Consider the following 17,365-nt stretch of genomic DNA (forward strand, 5'->3'; position numbering starts at 1 on the left):
GCCTAGCAGCACACGTCAGGAGCCTTTTCGATGGGTTTGTTCCGCAAGCGTAAGGGTCGAGCCACTCGCAAGGCAGAGGCCAAGGCGCTCAAGCACAAGGCAACACTCGAAGCGAAGCTGGGCGCGAAGAACGAGCGCAAGCAGTTGAAGTCGATCGCCAAGGCGCAGCGCAAGCTCAGCGCGGTGGAGGCGAAGTCGCAGAAGAACGTCGAGAAGGCCCAGGTATCTGCTCTGAAGGCGCAGCAGAAGGCTGCGGTGCAGGGAACGCTCAGCGTGGCCCAGATTCGCAAGTACCTCGGCATCGCTCGGCTGCTGATCCCGGTGCTGGCCCCCATCCTCTACCGCGGTGCGACGGTCGTGCGCGCGCAGCTGGACAGCCGCAAGGCGCAGCAGCTCGGCGTCGCTCCCGACCAGCTCAGCGAGTACACCGGCCACGGCGGCAAGCTCAGCGCCCGCATCGCCGGTGCCGAGAAGTCGCTCGACACCATCGGTGCGCGCCACTCCGATCCCGAGACCAAGAGCTTCGGCGCCGCGATCAGCGAGCGTCTGGACGATCTGACCACCGCTGTCCGCGCGTCCGAGCAGATGCCGCCCGCTCGCCGCAAGACCGCACACGCCGCGATCTCCGCCGAGCTCGACGGCATCGAGGCCGACCTGCTCGCCCGTCTCGGCGTGCGCTGACCCCTGCACAACCGATGACCGACAGCTCAGCCGCACCGCTTCGCGGCGGAGCTGTCGGTATCGTCACCGCGACACTCGCGGTGGCCGCACACGGCATGGCAGGCGGCGGTTGGCCCGATGGTTCCGCACTGGCCCTGCTGATCCTCGTCGGCATCGGTATCGGTGCCATGACGGCCCTGCCCAGACGTTCGACCGTTCTGTTGCTCCCGGCTCTGCTGGCAGGCCAACTCGTCGCCCACATCGCGCTGAGCCTCGGCGGTACGGCCGACATGCACGCACACTCGCTGTTGCCCAGCACAGCGATGATCGCTTTCCACGCGGCCGCCTCGGTCGTCGCCGGTCTGACCATCGCCGCGGCCGAGCGCCTCTACGGCCCGATCACGTCCATCGTCCGGGCGGTTCTCGCGCTCCTCACTCCCCTGCCCGACGGTTCCGCCGTCGGTCGCGTGTCCATGTCCGTCGCGGTTCCGTCCGTAGACGGCGCCGCTCTGGACTGGGTCATCTCTCGTCGCGGGCCCCCGGTGTCGGCGTACTGACCGACATCCCTTTCCGCACATCTCTGCACAGAAATGACCCAATCCATGAAGAGCTCTCTTTCCCGTGCCCTGTTCGTCTCAGGAGCCACCGTCGGCGCGTTGCTGATCGGCGCAGGCGCCGCGTCCGCACACGTCGTCGTCTCCGCTCCCGACGCCGCGCAGGGCGGCTACTCGGTGCTGACGTTCCGTGTTCCCACCGAGTCCGATACCGCCTCGACCAGTTCGGTCAAGGTGACCCTCCCCGGCCTCAATTCAGCTCGTACACAGCCCATTCCGGGCTGGACGTCCACCGTCGAGAAGGACTCCGCCGATCTCGCGGTGTCGGTGACGTGGACGGCGAACCCCGGTTCCGAGGTCGGACCGGGCCAGTTCCAGCAGTTCCTGCTCTCGGCGGGCCCGCTGCCCGAGCAGGAGACCGTCTCGTTCCCGGCCACCCAGACCTACACCGACGGTGAGGTCGTCGACTGGAACGAGCCGATGACCGAGGACGGTAGCGAGCCCGAACTGCCCGCTCCCACTCTGACTCTCGCTGCGGCGAGCGGCGATGGGCACGGCAGCGCCCACACCGAGACCACCGCCACCACCGAGGCGTCGGCGTCTTCGGAGGACAACACCGCCCGCTGGCTCGCCGGCGTAGGACTCGTACTCGGAGCCGTCGGCGCAGGTCTGGGCATCGGTGCGACGGTCCGGGCGCGGCGCTCATGAGGTCGCTCGTCCTGTCCACGAAGGCGCTGGTCGTCTCGGTCGCAGCACTGCTGATGCTGTTGGTCGCCGCACCGATCGCGTCGGCGCACTCGCAGGTCACCGGTTACAGCCCGGCCGACGGCTCCTCCCTGGACTCGTCTCCGGCGACGGCATCCGTGTCGTTCAACGAGGTGCCGCAGTCGCAGTTCGCCACGCTCAACGTCGTCGGGCCCGACGGCAACATCTGGTCGAAGGGCGACGCCCGCATAGAAGGCCAGAGCGTCGTCGTCGACGTCGGTGAATTGGGGCCGATCGGCGAGTACACCCTCGCGTATCGCATCACCTCGGCGGACGGGCATCCCGTGAGCGGTACCGCGACATTCACGCTGACGCAGGAAGGGTCGGGAACTCCAGGGGCACCGGCCGACGCGTCGGGAAGTTCCGAGGAGTCCGAGGGTTCGTTCCTCGGCGGCTACGGGAACATCGCGCTGATCGCAGTGGCGGTCCTGGCCTTCGCCGGGGCATTGGGATTCGCCCTGCGTAAGCCGAAAGCCCCGAACAAGACGAAGACCGGGAAGTAGCACCGACGTGGCTGCGGTGGGCGAGAGAAGCGTTCGGCTGGTACTCGCCGCCGCAGCTGCAACGTTGCTGGGGGTCGCGGCAGCGTTCGCGCTGGCGTACCCCACCTTTCCCGGTGGGTCGTCGTGGCTACGGGTGATCGCGGTGGCGTCGGGCTCGGTGGTGTTGGGGTTCGGGGTTCTCGCTGTCCTGGACGGCAATTCCGATTCCCGACGCCCCGCCGTCGACTCACTGGTGATGTGGCGCGCGATCGGCTATCTGTCGGGACTGTGGGCGGTGGCCGAGTTCGTTCTGCTGGTCGCGGCGGCGGCCGATTCCGCCGGGCGTACGCCACTGACGTTGTCGCCGAGCGCTTTCACCACGTTCGCCACCTCGATCTCCGTGGGCCGTCTTGGTTCTGCGACGATGGTCCTGACGCTCGCTCTGTGTGCCATCGGCGTGGCCGGGTATCGGCAGGGGGCGAGCTGGTCTCCGATTCCGGTGATCGTGCTGGCGTCCCTTGCCCTGGTCGCTCGGCCGATCACCGGGCACATGTCGCAGTTCGCGTTCGGGTCCTTCGCCGTTGCCGTGCATGTGGTGTGCGCGGCGGTATGGCTCGGTGTTCTGGGTGCGATGGCGCTGAGTCTGCGGAGCAAATCGGCGTGGGCGACGCTGTTGCCGGTCTATTCGCGAGTCGCGTTCTGGTGCGTCGTCGGAGTAGCCACCACCGGGGTGCTGGACGCGGTCCTGAAGCTGGACGGCCTCACTGCCGTGGTCGAGACCGGTTACGGCCGAATCGTTCTCGCCAAGGTCCTCGTCACGGTCATCCTGATCGCGTCGGCTCACCGGATCCGTGGGACGTGGTTGCCCACCGTGTCCGCACACCGATCCACGGTGGAGCACTCGGTGGGACGTGCGGTGGCGCACGTCTGCCTGCTGGCGGTGGCGTTCGGCTTGGCTGCGGCGCTGGCGACCACTGCGTGAGCCGGCAGTAGCCGAAACCTTGTCGGCACTCTGTACTAGCCTGGGTGCATGCCGAAGTTGACTGTGGTGCCGGGTGGTTCTTCGGCACCTGCGCTCGGTCGGATCCACACTGTCGCGGAGTTCTTCGCCGGTATCGGTCTGGTGCGAATGGGCTTGGAGCAGGCCGGTTTCGAGGTCTCGTGGGCCAACGACATCGAGCGCGACAAGCATCACATGTATCGCCAGCACTTCGGCGACGACGCAGGCCATTTCCAACTCGGCGATGTCGCTCGCACTCGAGGAGACGATCTGCCCGAGGGGCTGTCGTTGGCGTGGGCGTCGTTTCCCTGCACCGACTTGTCGTTGGCCGGCGGCCGGGCCGGGCTTGCGGGCAAGAACTCCTCTACGTTCCGGCATTTCACTCGGGTCCTGAGCGAGCTCGGTGATGCTCGGCCCCAGGTGGTCGCGCTCGAGAACGTCGTCGGGCTGGCGACGAGTCACGGTGGGGACGACCTGGCCGCAGCGGTCCGGGAGCTCAACGAGCTCGGCTACTCGGTCGATGTCCTCACCATCGATGCTCGACGCTTCGTCCCGCAGTCACGTCCACGGCTGTTCCTCATCGGGGCGCAGAATCCCCCCGAGGATGCCCGCGATCCCAACAGTGAGCTTCGACCGGATTGGTTGCAGGCGGTGTACGGCGACTCGACGTTGCTGACGCATCGGGCTCCGCTGCCGAGTCCACCGATTCCGCTGACCAGTGGTCTCGGTGATGTGGTCGAGCGCATGGACTATCGCGACGAGCGGTGGTGGGATGCGGCCCGAACCGCGGCGTTCGTGCAATCGTTGTCGCCGATTCAGTTGCAGCGCATCGAAATTCTGAAGAAGGCTCGCAAGGTCAGCTACCGCACCGCCTACCGTCGCACCCGCAACGGCGTCGCCGTGTGGGAGGCGCGTCCCGACGACATCTCCGGTTGCCTCCGTACCGCCCGCGGCGGTTCGTCCAAGCAAGCGGTGGTCAAGATGGGCAACGGCCGGTTGCAGGTGCGATGGATGACGCCACTCGAATACGCTCGCCTGATGGGTGCAGGCGAGTACACACTCGACGGTTTGCGAAACAACCAGGCGCTCTTCGGTTTCGGTGATGCCGTGTGCGTTCCCGTGGTCGCGTGGCTCGCCGAGCACTACCTGATGCCACTGGTCAACGGGACCCTGAGATCGACTGCGGCGAATACGACTGCGGCGCATGTCCAGTCACGGTAAGTCCTCGCTGCGGTCGTCAGCCGTCGCGCCGCGCAAGAGCACTCTTCCCGCGGACGACGTGCAGTCCTTTCGTACGGCCCTGCGAGAAGTGCTGGGCGAGAAGGACGATCGGGGCCGGGTGTGGTCGGCGGCCAAGTGGGGCGTGTATGCGTTCTACGATTACGACGGCGAGCCGATCTACGTGGGGCAGACCAAGGAGAAGCTCAGCGTCCGGGTGCAGCGTCACCTGACCAACCAGCGAACCGACGCCGTCGCGATGCGAGTGCTCGACGTCTTCGAGGTCGCGGAGATCGAGATATGGCCGCTGTGGCAGTACGAGGATCTCAAGAAGTCCGACGGCGCAGAGCAATTCCGCGCCGCCGAGCGTGATCTGAATGCTCACGAGTACACGGCATACCTCGAGGCCATCGACAAGTCGCGGCACAAGGCGATCCTCAACGAGAAGATTCCGCCGGTCTCGGAGCCCATCGCACTCCCTGCGTCACTGCGTCGGTCGCTGATCTCCGAGCAGACCCGCCGCGAGCGCGGACATCCCGATATCCGCATTGCACGCCGCGCCGAAACCATCTCACGGTTGGCAGCTGTCACTCGCGAACGCGGCGAGGTCTCCGAGGGACTACGACGCGTCCTCGTGGTCCAGGCCGTGCGCCTGGCCTACCTGTCGGCCGAGCGACTCGCCTTCGTCGAGGGGCATCCGATCCCCGATCCCGCCGCGATCGACGTCACCGCATTGGTGGGTTCGGTGCTGCACGAGCGCGACTCCGACCCCGATACCGATACCGAAAGCGACCCTGACCCGGACGCCGAGCCCGAGGGCGAGCTGGACCTGTTCGGCGAGTACTGACGAAAGTAGGCTCGCCCTGTGCCGCTTCCCCCTCACGTTGCCGATCTCACCAGCATCGACCTGCTGCTGTCGGTCGCCGAGCTCGGCAGCATCGGGCGAGCGGGTAGAGCTCACGGAATGTCGCAGCCGGCGGCCAGTGCGCGCATCCGTGCGCTGGAGAGACGCGTCGGCGCTCCGCTGCTGCGGCGCGGAGCGCGAGGAACGGTACTGACCGACCTCGGTGAGCTCGTCGCGAGCTGGGCCGCGCCGGTCGTTCGGTCCGCCGAGGACTTGGCGACGGCGATCGCCACGTTGCACGCCGAACGCATCGGCCATGTGCAGATCGCCGCGAGTCAGACTGTCGCAGAGTATCTTCTGCCGCGCTGGCTGGTCACGCTGCACACGCTCGTCCCGCACATCGTTCCGACGCTGAGTTCGGGTAACTCGACGGTGGTCGCCGAAAAAGTGCTCGCGGGTGCTGCCGACCTCGGCTTCATCGAAAGTCCTGATGTGCCTGCAGCTCTGGACCACCGGACAGTGGCCACCGACGAGCTGGTGCTCGTGGTGGCACCGGATCACTCCTGGGCATCCACTCCGCCGTCGGCCACCGAGATCGTCGCCACAGCACTGGTGACGCGGGAGGCGGGGTCGGGAACGCGCTCGGCCTACGAAAGCGCTGTGGCTGCAGCGGGTCTCGGACAGCCGATGTCGCCGCTCCTCGAGGTCTCCTCGACGACGGCGATCAAGTCCGCTGTCGGGGCAGGCATCGGTGGGGCCGTACTGAGCTCACTGGCCGTCGCCCCCGAGCTGGCCGCGGGAACCCTGGTCCGCGTACCGATCCCAGGATTGACTCTGCGTCGTGAGTTGCGGGCGATCTGGCCGTCCGGTCGCGCTCCGAGTGGACCGGCCGCGGAGTTGCTCACCGTGGCGGCGAAGACTCGACTTCAGCCATAACCCTGGGTTATGGCTGGTGGACGAACTGACGCCTACCGGCCGGGCACGGTGCCGCGCAGGCTGAAGACATGACCGTGACCGACCACGCCGCCATCTCGACCGAGCACCCTTCGCACCGCCGACCCTTCGAGCACATCACCCCCAACTGGTTCGCCGCGGTGATGGGGACCGGCATCGTGGCCACCGCGGCCGCGACGTTGCCGGTGCAATTCCCGGCTCTGCACGTCTTCGCGGTAGCTGTCTGGGCCTGTGCCGCCGCGGCGCTGGTCGTGATCGGTGCGGCCTTCGCGATGCACTGGACCGGGCACCGCGACCGGGCCGTCGCCTACGCCCGGCACCCGGTGATGGTGCAGTTCTACGGCGCTCCGCCCATGGCGATGCTCACCGTCGGCGCGGGCGCAGGTCTCCTCGGAGCGGATCTGCTCGGACCGACCGCGGCCACCACCCTGTTCGCCGGCCTGTGGATCGCCGGGACGATCGCCGGTCTGCTCACCAGCGTCGTCGTTCCGTTTCGGATGATCACCGCGTCCGATCATCGCGACGTCGCAGCCCTGCCCGCGTGGCTGATGCCCGTCGTCCCGCCGATGGTGTCGGCGTCGACCGGGGCGTTGCTGCTTCCGCACCTACCCGAAGGCCAGTGGCGGCTGGCGCTGCTGTGCGCCTGCTACGCGATGTTCGGGCTGTCGCTGATCGTCGGGATGATCACGCTGACTCTGATCTACGGACATCTGTTGCACGGCGGACTGCCGCCCGTCGACGCGGCTCCCACCGTGTGGATCACGTTGGGGTTGATCGGTCAGTCGATCACGGCGGCCAACCAGCTGGGCACCGACGCATCGATGGTGTTCACCGGCGCACAGTCGTCGATCGCCGTCGGGCTACACGTGTTCGGCATCGGCTACGGGTTGGTCATGGGCGGCTTCGGTGTGCTGATGTTCGCGCTCGCGACTGCTCTGACCGTGCACGCGGCACGCAGAAACTTGGGGTTCTCGCTGACGTGGTGGTCGTTCACGTTCCCCATCGGAACCTGCGTCACCGGAGCGACTGCACTGGGTCATGCGCTGAACTTCGGTGCGGTGCAGGCTCTGGCCGTTGCCCTGTACGTCCTACTGCTCGCCGCCTGGCTCACCGTGGCCACCCGCACTGTTCGAGGTGTTCTACGAGGGAACCTGCTGCATCCCCACTGATCTCACATGTGAGCAAGCACGTTCACCACATTGCCGCCTGCGTCGCGAAAGAAGAATCGGCGGACGCCCCACTCCTCGTTGCTGATCTCGGAGACGATCTCGAGATCCGCGTCGACGGCAGCTCTATAGGCCGCGTCCACGTCGTCCACTTCGATCGACGCGGACGGATTAACCGGCCCGGTGGGATCGGCGGTGATCAGACTCAGCTGCGCCGAGCTGTCTCCCGACGAGGCAAGCGTGGCGATCCAACCGTGATTCATCACCACCTCCATGCCGGTCACCTGGACGTACGCGTCCAACGTCGCGTCGAGATCGGTGACAGTGAGCAGTGGCATCGCGCGCACAACGTCCATGCCCGGACTGTATCGCCCTGCCCCGTGCCCGGGATCGGCTCCCCAGATTCGGATTTCCGACTGCGATCGGAGGCCCAAATCCATATCCGGGGAGCCGATCCGACTCCAACCCTGTGACCCACCAGACAGGAATATTATTTGCTTAGCGCATGTATGTATATATATGGTTGCAGACAGCAAGTAAATCACCCTCATCGTTGGAGCACTCATGGCAGTTCAATCCACGACAGCGGAGTCGTTGGTCGAAGAGGTATTTCTCTTCGGGCGCACGCTGAAGCGGGCCGTGACCACCGGAGTCGAGGATTCACCCCTACCGCAGGCCCTGACCGGAGTTCTGGCCATCCTGGCGACCGAGGGCGAATGCAGACAGACCGACCTGGCCAGCAGGCTCTGCGTCAGTCAGTCCGCCCTCAGCCGGCAGATCGCAGATCTCGTCGACCTCGGCTACATCGATCGACATCCGGATCCCGACGACAAACGTGCGTCGCGGGTCTGTGTGTCGGACCTCGGTCAGGTTCGACTGAAGCAAATTTGGGACAGACGCGCACGCCGCCTGGCAGAAATGCTGAGCGGCTGGAGCGAGTCCGAGGCACTCGAAGCACTCGACTCGATCCGCAAACTGAACGACACCTTCACCGAAGACGCCCACGCTCAGCACCAGGACGTGGCCCGCATTGAATTGATTGCGAGATAGAACATGACAACATCCCCTAGCGCGGAAACTCCGCCCAATCAGGCAGTCGTCGATCCCGACGCGATGTCGCATCGCCAGATCCTCGAAGCCCTCACCGGCCTGCTGGCCGCGCTGTTCACCGCGCTGCTGAGCACCACGATCGTCTCGACAGCACTGCCCACCATCATCGGTGACCTGAAGGGTTCGCAGACCGCGTACGCCTGGGTCATCACCACGGCCCTGCTGGCCAATGCCGCGTCCACGCCCATCTGGGGCAAGCTCGCCGACCTGTTCAACAAGAAGGTGCTGGTCCAGAGCGCGATCGTCATCTTCGTCGCGGGCTCCTTGATCGCCGGCTTCGCACACAACGTGCCGGTCCTGCTGGCCGCACGCGTGGTGCAGGGCATCGGCATGGGTGGCCTGACGGCTCTCGTCATCGCCATCATCGGCACCATCGTCTCCCCGCGTGATCGCGGCCGCTACTCCGGCTACACCGGTGCCGTCATGGCCGTGTCGATGTCCGGTGGCCCGATCCTGGGCGGCGTCATCGTCGACAGCCCCCTCGGCTGGCGCTGGTGCTTCTTCGTCTGCGTGCCGCTGGCGGTTGTCGCTCTCGGCCTGCTGCAGAAGACCCTGCACATCAAGACCGTCCGCAAGGACAACGTCTCCATCGACTGGCTCGGTGCACTCCTGCTCACCGCGGGCGTTTCCGTTCTCCTGGTGTGGGTGTCGTTCGCAGGCAAGGCCGACTACTACGCCTGGCTCTCCCGCGAGACTGCCTACCTGGTGGGCGGCGGAGTTCTGCTGCTGGTTCTGACGATCATCGTCGAGGCTCGGCACAAGTCGCCGATCATCCCGCTCAAGATCGTCACCGAGCGCACGACCGGCCTGGCCATCGTCGCCTCCATCGCCGTCGGTGTCGGCCTCTTCGGAGCCACCACCTTCCTCGGCCAGTACTTCCAGACCGCTCGCGGCTACACCCCGACCGAGGCCGGATTGCTGTCCATCCCACTGGTGTTCGGCATGCTCGTCGCCTCCGTCGGCTCCGGTCAGCTCATCACCAAGTTCGGTAAGTGGAAGCCGTTCATCGTCACCGGTTCCATCCTGCTGGTGATCGGATTCCTGCTCCTGGGCACCATCGATCACGCCAGCAGCCTGGTGACGGTCGGCATCTTCATCACCATCGTCGGCCTCGGTACCGGCATGCTGATGCAGAATCTCGTTCTCGCAGTGCAGAACACGGTCAGTGTGCAGAACGTCGGTGCGGCATCGTCGACGGTTGCGTTCTTCCGTACCTTCGGCGGCGCGATCGGCGTCTCCGTTCTCGGATCACTGTTGGCAACCCGGGTGGCCGACAAGTCCGCAGCCGGCCTGGCCCAGCTCGGCGTCGACAGCTCGTCGGGCGGCGGTGGATCACTCGATCTCACCTCACTGCCCGCTCCGGTCCTCGAAGTCGTCCGCACCGCATACGGTGACGCAACCGGTCGCATCTTCATGATCGCCGGCTTCGTCGCGATCGTCACGCTGATCGCAGTCGTCTTCATTCCGAATCGCCCACTGCGCCAGACGATCGACATCGCGTCGGCCCCTGCACAGGGACCGAAGGACGAGCCGCAGGATCAGCTCACCGAGATTCCGTCCTTCGGTGCCACTCAGGATTACGTCTCCGCCGAGTACGACACCGATCGTCGCGCCGAGGGTCGGCACGAGGCTCAGCCGGGTCAGCGTCCCTTCGAGGGCCTGAGCACCGATGCTCGTGATCGACTGCTCGCTCTGCTGTTGCCCGAGCCGAAGGACACGTTGGCCGCACTGGACGAGGCCGAGGCCATCCGCGCCGAGGTGATCGAACTGCAGCAGGAACTCGACGCGAAGATGCTCGATTTCGATGCAGTGTGCGAGCGGCTCCGTCGCCTCGGACTCAGTGAGCAGCAGATTGCTCGAGTGTTGGGAGACAACCACATTCCCGACAGTCGTAATCACTACGCACACGCCGGCCTGAACGGACAGAGCGTCAACTAGGCCAAGCGTCGACCAGGCCACGCGTCACGGCAGTTCCCCGCACCCCCACAGGGAGTGCGGGGAATTTTCGTTATCTATGCTTCGAAGAACGGACCGGCCACCTTCTTTCGGTTCTGCACAGGCGGGAGAATCCTTCGTGACACGTCGTCTCCGGATCTCCGCCGCCGCGGTCCTGGCAGCAACGCTGGTCTGCGCGTCGTGCACATCCGAGGAGCGGCAGCCGACGGCCGGCACCCCCGTCGACGGTGCAACAGGATCTGCTCCCGGTCTCGGATGGTCCCTCACGCCCTCGGACGTCGGTATCGAAGGTGGTCAATTTCGCGATCCCGTCCACGGCAGCGCCACCGATTCGATGGAGTCCGGTTCCATCTCCGACGGGTCGACGGTCGTCACGCTCGTCGGCCGTCTCGACGGCAGAGAGTTCGTCGACGCGACCCTGGTGGGATTGAGCATCGCGGACGGCTCGGTGCTCTGGCGCACCCCCGCGGACGATGTCGTGGGTTGCGGTGAGGAATTCGTCGACGGGCAGATCGTCTGCTACCGCGACAACACCGGCACGACATCCGAAATCCTCACTGTCGACGCCGAATCCGGGGAGTCCAGTACTCGGGACGCAACCTTTCCGATCACGAGTCTGACCACCGCGGACGGCCACGTGTACGCCTCCCGGGCGGTGCGCGAGGGTGCCAGGGCGACGGTGTCTCGCGGCACGGCGGACGCCCTCGACGCGGACTGGTCGGTGCAGTTCGATTCCAGGGCCTCGCCGGGTGCACCGTTCGCGTCCACGCTGCACACCGAGAACGGAATCGGACTGTTCGACGACGGCCGAGGAGTGTTCGCCTTCGACCTCGACACCGGCGACAACCTGTGGTCCAGAACGATTCCCGACTGCGCTCGTTCGGGCATCGCCGCGCGCGACGGCGCAGTGCGGGTGGTGCGGACCGACTGCTCGGACCCCAACACGATCGTGGGTTCGGAGATCGTCGACACCGACGGAACCGTGCTCGCTGCAACGGATTCGGTGACCCTGCAGCAGCCGACGTTCGATTCCCCCGCCGAGGAGAGCCCGCTACTGCTCGGGACGGGCGGCTATCGGCCGTCGAATCCCGATCCCGTGTGGACCGACGAGAGTCTGGCCTGGGCTGTTCCGTCGGACGTCACCGCCCCCGCCGCGGCATTCCTGTCCACGCACGGACTGGCCTACGCCATCACGGGTTCGGTGGCACTGCTGCGCAACAACGACACCGCCACCGAATCCGCGCTCGACCTCGACACCGGGAACACGCTGTGGAGTCGCGAATCGGGAACCTTCGCGGAGGTCGGCGCGCTCGACGGTGACGTGGCCACGCTGTTCGGACCGGAAGTGCTGCGCGGAATCGACGTCAGAACCGGATCCACCGTGTGGGACATACCCGTTGCGGCGTTCGACGACGAGGGAATCGATCGGCAGTCGTGGCCGATGTTCGATCGAGTCGAAGCCGACTCGATCTACACCGACTCCATTTACACCAGGGCACTGAGCATCTCGGTCCTACGAGCGAGATAGCCCCTCCCCCGTCGTCGACGCTGCTTACCGACCCGGAATGTACTTGAGCGCCTTGACGAAGGGCGGCATGATCTTTGCCCAGAGCTTCGGCGGAAGTCCGCGCGGCCCACCGAGATTGAGCAGACGCGTCGTCGCGATGGTCTGCGACTCCGTGTACTTGAGCAGGCCCTCGGTACCGTGCCTGCGTCCGACACCGGACACGCCCATGCCGCCCATCGGAGCGCCGGTGGTGCCCCACGTCGGTGCGTAGCCCTCGTCGACGTTGACGGTGCCCGAATGCAGCCGTGCCGCAATGGCTTCGCCCTGCGCCTTGGTCTTGGCCCATACACTGGCGTTGAGTCCGTACTCGGTGTCGTTGGCCTTCTCGATGGCCTCGTCGACGTCGGCGACGGGGTAGATCGACACCAGCGGCCCGAAGGTCTCGGTTGCCGCGCATTCCATGTCCTCGGTGACGTTGGCCAGCAGCGTCGGCTCGTAGAACAGTGGGCCGATGTCGGGGCGGGCCTTGCCGCCTGCGACGACGGTCGCGCCCTTGACCTTGGCGTCGTCGACGTGGGCCGAGACGGTCTTGATCTGGTCCTCGGAGATGAGGCTGCCCATCTCGATGCCGAATTCGTAGTCGGCTCCGAGGCTCATGTTGCGCACCCGCTGACCGAACTTCTCGGTGAACTCCGCGGCGATCGACTTCTCGACGTAGATACGTTCGATGGAGATGCAGAGCTGGCCGGAGTTGGAGAAGCAGGCCCGCACGGCCGCGTCGGACACTTCCCTGAGGTTGGCACCCTTGGCGACGATCATCGCGTTCTTGCCGCCGAGCTCGGCGGAGAATCCGATGAGTCGACGCCCGGCCTGCTCGGCCAGGAGCTGACCGGTGGCGGTGGAGCCGGTGAACATGACGTACTCGGTGTTCTCGACGATGGCTGTTCCCACCACCGAACCCGGGCCGGGAACCACGGCGAACAGGTCACGGGGCAGACCTGCCTTGTAGAGCAGTTCGACGCAGGCGAGCGCGCAGTAGGGCGTCTGGCTGTCCGGCTTGAGCACGACGCCGTTGCCTGCCAGCAGTGCCGGGATGGCGTCCGACACCGCGAGGGTCATCGGGTAGTTCCACGGGGAGATGATTCCGACGACGCCCTTGGGCTGGTACCGGATCCGGGTCTTGGTCAGCACGGGCAGCATGCCGGTGACCTTTTTCGGGGCGAGCAGCTTCGCGGCGGTGCGCGCGTAGTGCCGCGCGGTCATCGAGATGTCGAGAACCTCTTCGAGGGCAGCGGCGCGGGACTTGCCCGTCTCGGCCTGCGCCATGTCCATCAGCTCGTCGCGGTGGGCGAGCACCAGGTCGCGGTAGCGGTGGAAGATCTCGGCGCGCTCGGACACGGGGCGCTTGGCCCATGCCACCTGAGCTGAGCGAACGCGGGCGATCGCGGCGGTCGCGTCGGCGGCGGTGCCGACCGGGATGGTCGCCAGCTCCTTGCCGGTGAACACCTCGGTGATGGTCTTCGTCGGCCGCGATTCGGCGTCGGGGATGGCGATGAGATCTGCGAGCCGGGAGAAGGTCGAGGCGGACGGTGCTGGCATGGACGTGTCCCTACTGGTGAGTAGTGTTCTGAGTAACAGACAACCTACCTGCTCGCTGGCTCAGTTCACAGACCCGAAATCGCGCCACCGTATGGCACGATGGTCCGTGGTCTACCGGACGTCGGGGCGTACGGAGCAACAGGGTGGGAAACACATGCGCAAGGCACTCGTTCTGGCCGGAGCCGCAGCATTGATGCTGTCGTTCGTAGGGTCGGCCCAGGCCGATCCTCTGCAGGATTTCATCGCTCCGCCGAGCGATCCGGATGCGTATCTCCCCACCTCACTCGGTGATCCATGGTTCGATCCGCCGGCCGGATTCGAGAACCTGCAGCCAGGCACGGTGCTGAACCGTCGAGATGTCGCGGTGACTCCCCAGGCGTCGTCCGTGCAGTTGCTCTTTCGCTCGACCGACTCCAAGAACCGACCCATCGCAGCGGCGACGACGGTCCTGACGCCCACCGCGCCCTGGACCGGAGCCGGAGATCGTCCCGTCATCGCGTACAACGAGGCAACGGACTCACTGGGTAATCAGTGCGCGCCGTCGTACACCCTGCCGCGGGGCAACAACAAGGAAATCGACCAGGTCCGGATTCTGCTCGACCGCGGTTACACGGTGGTCGTCACCGACTACCAGGGTCCTCGGCAGGCCTATTCGGCCGGTCTCGTCTCCGGACACACCGTGCTCGACGGCTTACGCGCATCCCGGAGTGCAGGAGTGGCTGCGGACGCTCCGATCGGCATCACCGGTTACTCCGGCGGTGCCATCGCCTCGGGTTGGGCCGCGCAGTTGGCTCCCGAGTACGCGCCCGAGTTGAACATCGCCGGTGTCGCGTTCGGTGGCCCGCCCACCGACTACAAGATTTTGCAGACCTCATTGAACGGCCAGATCGGTTCCGGTCTGTTCACTGCGGCGACGATCGGGTTGTCCAGGGAGTACCCGGAGATGCGGGAGCTCGCCAACGACAACGGAAAGCGACTGGCCTTGGCGCAGAAGGATCAATGCGTCGATGTGTTGTCGTATTCGGGACTGTTGCTGCTGGACCAGCGAAACCTCTCCAACGTGCCCGATGTCTTCGACCACCCGATCACCAAGGCCGTCGTCGAAGAGAACCGGATGGGCCAGACGAAGCCGGACGCACCGATCTACATCTACCAGGGTCTGCAGGACTTCCTCATTCCCAAGGAAGGTGCCGAGGCCGTGCAGGACCAGTGGTGCGCTGCGGGAGCGTCGGTTCGCCTCGAACTGGTTCCCGGGGATCATTCGGTGGCGCAGACCAACGGCCGTCCCGGCGCATACGATTGGCTCGGGCAGCGGCTCGCCGGAGAATCCACCTCCGGTTGCGAACGCGTCATCCGGTAAGCGCTTGACCCTCACGCCACGGGAGGCAGCACAGTGTCCTTCGTGAGTGATTCGTCCGCGAACAGTTCGGTTGACGTCCAGGTCGGCATGCAGGTCGGCGCCGTCGCACGGTTGGTCGGTGTCAGCGTCAGAACGCTGCATCATTACGACGAGATCGCGTTGGTGGTGCCGTCGGGTCGAACCCCGAAGGGCTATCGGACGTACTCGTCGGCCGATGTCGAACGGCTGCATCAGGTGCTGACCTACCGCGAACTCGGGTTTGCGCTCGACGCCATCGCGGCGTTGCTCGACGACCCGGCGGCCGATGCCATGGCGCATCTGCGTCGGCAACGAGAGTTGTTGAACGAGCGGATCGATCACTTGCACGCAATGGCTGCGGCCGTGGACAAGATGATGGAGGCGAAGAAGATGGGTATGCAACTGACCCCCGAGGAGCAGCGCGAGATCTTCGGTGACAACTGGCCCGGCGAGGAGTACGCCGAGGAAGCCGAGCAACGCTGGGGCGAGACCGACGAGTGGAAGCAGTCACAGCAGCGAACGGCGTCGTTCACCAAGGACGATTGGAAGGCCGTCAAGGCCGAAACGGATTTGCTGGAAGCGGATCTCGCGGCCACGATGCAGCGGGGTGTGTCGCCGGATTCCGCCGAGGCCGGGTTACTGGCCGAACGGCATCGGGCTTCCATCGAGCGGTACTACGACTGCGGTTACGAGATGCAGGTGAACCTCGCGGAGATGTACATCGCAGACGAGCGATTCGCCAAGCACTACAACGACATTGCGTCGGGCTTGGCGCAGTACATTCGCGATGTCATTGTCGCGAACGCCGCTCGTCAGGGCTGACGCGAACCATCGCGGACCGCTCGTGTGCGGTCGATCCACCCCAGACTCCGTGCCTTTCGTCGGAGTCGAGTGCGTGTTGCAGGCAGCGCTCGATCACGGGGCATCGATCGCACACGAGCTTCGCCTGTCGCTCGAGATTTCTCAGCGAGTATCCCCGTAGACCCAGGGGCGGGTAGAACATCGAGACCGGCATCGAGCGGCAGGCGGCGTTCATCTGCCAATCCCAGTGCTCGGAGATCGGTTGCAGTGCTTGCGTTTTCATCGGCAGTGTCCACCTCTTTCGGTTCAGAGATCGAGCAGTCGGCGGGCGTTGCCGGATGTGGCTGCGCGCCAGTTCTCGAGTCCGCCGTTCGCGGCATCGGCGTCGAGTGATCGCAGCTGCTCCTGCACCGCAGCGATCGGCGTGAAGCAGTAGTCGCTGCCGTACACCAGACGATCGGGGCCGACGGTCGACAGCAATGCGGGCAGCTGCCGCGGGACAGGAGTTCCGGCGAGGTCGAACCACAAGCGCTGCAGCACATCCGGCGTGGTCGGGGCCCCCAGGCCCACCTGGGTACGGAAGAAATCGACCCGGTCCGCCAGCAGTGGGAGAACTCCACCGCCGTGAGTGAACACCCAGCGAATGTTCGGGAATCGATCGACCACGCCCAGCAGAATCAGATCGACGACGGTTCGCGCTGTGTCGAAAAGGAACTCGATCATCGGCGCCGGCCGCCCGAGCGATACCGCAGCAGAATTCGGCGGTGACGTGGGATGTACGAACACGACCGCCGATCGCGCGTCCAGCGCCGCGAGCAAGGGCGTCAGCACGGCGTTGCCCAGGTACATGCCGCCGGCGTTGGACATCACCGTCACGCCGTCGGCACCGAGTCGATCGAGCGCTCGGATGGCCTCGGCCGTCGAGTCGACGACGTTCGGCAGCGGTAGCGACGCAAAGAATCCGAGTCGGGGTTCGCTCGCCACCACCCCGGCGCCGAAATCGTTGACGCGTCGGGCGAGATCGGCGGCCTTGCCGTCGTCGCCGAAATGCACCCCGGGCGATGAGACGGACAGAATCGCACTGTCGATGCCGCAACCGTCCATCATCTGCATGTGTTCACCGACCGACCAGCTCGGCCACTTCGGCATACCGTCGGGAAAGACGATGCCCGACGCGATGGCCTCACGCAGGTAGAAGTCGGGAACCATGTGCGAATGGACGTCGATCACTCCACCGGCGCCCGGAGTGGGCGATGCCGATGCGGTCGCAGACGGCAACGTCGAGAGGGCAACTCCGGAGATCGTTGCGGCACCCAGCGCGCCGAGCAGGGTTCTGCGATCGATCACAGTCGAAGTCCTTCTGTCGGCACC

At 65.8% G+C, this 17,365-nt stretch carries 18 protein-coding genes; 14 read left to right on the plus strand and 4 right to left on the minus strand.

The features are described from left to right. Positions 1-30 precede the first annotated feature (30 nt). The 9 genes from CH271_RS10135 to CH271_RS10175 all read left to right on the plus strand — a co-directional run bounded on the left by CH271_RS10135 (position 31) and on the right by CH271_RS10175 (position 7,646). Entirely contained in the window at positions 31-681 is a 651-nt protein-coding gene (locus tag CH271_RS10135) for a DUF6474 family protein (protein WP_037186611.1), read from the plus strand. 14 nt (positions 682-695) lie between these two features. After that, on the plus strand, positions 696-1,217 hold the full coding sequence (locus tag CH271_RS10140; protein WP_094633469.1) for a hypothetical protein: 522 nt from the start codon (positions 696-698) through the stop codon (positions 1,215-1,217). A gap of 45 nt (positions 1,218-1,262) precedes the next feature. Then, positions 1,263-1,922, plus strand: a complete 660-nt coding sequence (locus CH271_RS10145; protein ID WP_037188534.1) for a YcnI family copper-binding membrane protein — start codon at positions 1,263-1,265, stop codon at positions 1,920-1,922. Further along, positions 1,919-2,482: an MprA protease, GlyGly-CTERM protein-sorting domain-containing form gene (mprA, locus tag CH271_RS10150; RefSeq protein ID WP_094633470.1), complete on the plus strand. Its 564-nt coding sequence runs from the start codon at positions 1,919-1,921 to the stop codon at positions 2,480-2,482. Before CH271_RS10145 ends, mprA begins: the two co-directional genes overlap by 4 nt. A gap of 16 nt (positions 2,483-2,498) precedes the next feature. After that, the gene (locus tag CH271_RS10155) at positions 2,499-3,443 is read left to right on the plus strand and encodes a CopD family protein (protein ID WP_256986339.1); all 945 of its coding nucleotides are present in this window, start codon (positions 2,499-2,501) and stop codon (positions 3,441-3,443) included. A 48-nt stretch (positions 3,444-3,491) separates the two neighbouring features. Further along, positions 3,492-4,682: a DNA cytosine methyltransferase gene (locus tag CH271_RS10160; protein ID WP_256986340.1), complete on the plus strand. Its 1,191-nt coding sequence runs from the start codon at positions 3,492-3,494 to the stop codon at positions 4,680-4,682. After that, entirely contained in the window at positions 4,666-5,526 is an 861-nt protein-coding gene (locus tag CH271_RS10165) for a GIY-YIG nuclease family protein (RefSeq protein WP_143546031.1), read from the plus strand. The genes CH271_RS10160 and CH271_RS10165 overlap by 17 nt, the downstream gene beginning before the upstream one ends. An 18-nt stretch (positions 5,527-5,544) precedes the next feature. After that, a complete protein-coding gene (locus CH271_RS10170; protein ID WP_037186617.1) occupies positions 5,545-6,459 on the plus strand; it encodes a LysR family transcriptional regulator in 915 nt (304 codons plus the stop codon). Between the two features lie 68 nt (positions 6,460-6,527). Next, complete coding sequence (locus CH271_RS10175) at positions 6,528-7,646, plus strand: TDT family transporter (RefSeq protein WP_094633471.1); 1,119 nt, start codon at positions 6,528-6,530, stop codon at positions 7,644-7,646. 2 nt (positions 7,647-7,648) lie between these two features. Here CH271_RS10175 and CH271_RS10180 read toward each other — a convergent pair whose 3' ends face one another. Next, on the minus strand, positions 7,649-7,999 hold the full coding sequence (locus tag CH271_RS10180) for a VOC family protein (RefSeq protein ID WP_179274759.1): 351 nt from the start codon (positions 7,997-7,999) through the stop codon (positions 7,649-7,651). Between the two features lie 208 nt (positions 8,000-8,207). On the opposite strand from CH271_RS10180, the gene CH271_RS10185 reads away from it, so the two are divergent. The 3 genes from CH271_RS10185 to CH271_RS10195 all read left to right on the plus strand — a co-directional run bounded on the left by CH271_RS10185 (position 8,208) and on the right by CH271_RS10195 (position 12,237). Continuing rightward, positions 8,208-8,693: a MarR family winged helix-turn-helix transcriptional regulator gene (locus CH271_RS10185; protein WP_037186621.1), complete on the plus strand. Its 486-nt coding sequence runs from the start codon at positions 8,208-8,210 to the stop codon at positions 8,691-8,693. Between the two features lie 63 nt (positions 8,694-8,756). Beyond that, a complete protein-coding gene (locus tag CH271_RS10190) occupies positions 8,757-10,691 on the plus strand; it encodes an MDR family MFS transporter (RefSeq protein ID WP_094633472.1) in 1,935 nt (644 codons plus the stop codon). Between the two features lie 136 nt (positions 10,692-10,827). Further along, positions 10,828-12,237 carry an outer membrane protein assembly factor BamB family protein gene (locus tag CH271_RS10195; protein WP_179274760.1) on the plus strand — a complete coding sequence of 470 codons (1,410 nt, stop codon included), beginning with the start codon at positions 10,828-10,830 and terminating at the stop codon, positions 12,235-12,237. A 24-nt stretch (positions 12,238-12,261) separates the two neighbouring features. On the opposite strand, the gene CH271_RS10200 is transcribed toward CH271_RS10195, so the two are convergent. Next, positions 12,262-13,854 carry a succinic semialdehyde dehydrogenase gene (locus CH271_RS10200; protein WP_255138067.1) on the minus strand — a complete coding sequence of 531 codons (1,593 nt, stop codon included), beginning with the start codon at positions 13,852-13,854 and terminating at the stop codon, positions 12,262-12,264. Between the two features lie 115 nt (positions 13,855-13,969). Here CH271_RS10200 and CH271_RS10205 point away from each other — a divergent pair, with 115 nt between their 5' ends. Then, entirely contained in the window at positions 13,970-15,175 is a 1,206-nt protein-coding gene (locus tag CH271_RS10205) for a lipase family protein (RefSeq protein WP_256986342.1), read from the plus strand. A gap of 87 nt (positions 15,176-15,262) precedes the next feature. Then, positions 15,263-16,015 (plus strand): MerR family transcriptional regulator, encoded by a 753-nt coding sequence (locus tag CH271_RS10210; protein ID WP_094633522.1) that lies wholly within the window; start codon positions 15,263-15,265, stop codon positions 16,013-16,015. On the opposite strand, the gene CH271_RS10215 is transcribed toward CH271_RS10210, so the two are convergent. Both CH271_RS10215 and CH271_RS10220 read right to left on the minus strand, forming a co-directional pair. Then, positions 15,984-16,277, minus strand: a complete 294-nt coding sequence (locus tag CH271_RS10215; RefSeq protein WP_037186635.1) for a WhiB family transcriptional regulator — start codon at positions 16,275-16,277, stop codon at positions 15,984-15,986. The two genes, CH271_RS10210 and CH271_RS10215, sit on opposite strands and share 32 nt — an antisense overlap. A 23-nt stretch (positions 16,278-16,300) precedes the next feature. Continuing rightward, entirely contained in the window at positions 16,301-17,341 is a 1,041-nt protein-coding gene (locus CH271_RS10220) for an amidohydrolase family protein (RefSeq protein ID WP_256986343.1), read from the minus strand. Between the last annotated feature and the right edge of the window lie 24 nt (positions 17,342-17,365).

This window comes from Rhodococcus sp. 05-340-2, from assembly GCF_002258915.1.
GTDB lineage: Bacteria > Actinomycetota > Actinomycetes > Mycobacteriales > Mycobacteriaceae > Rhodococcoides.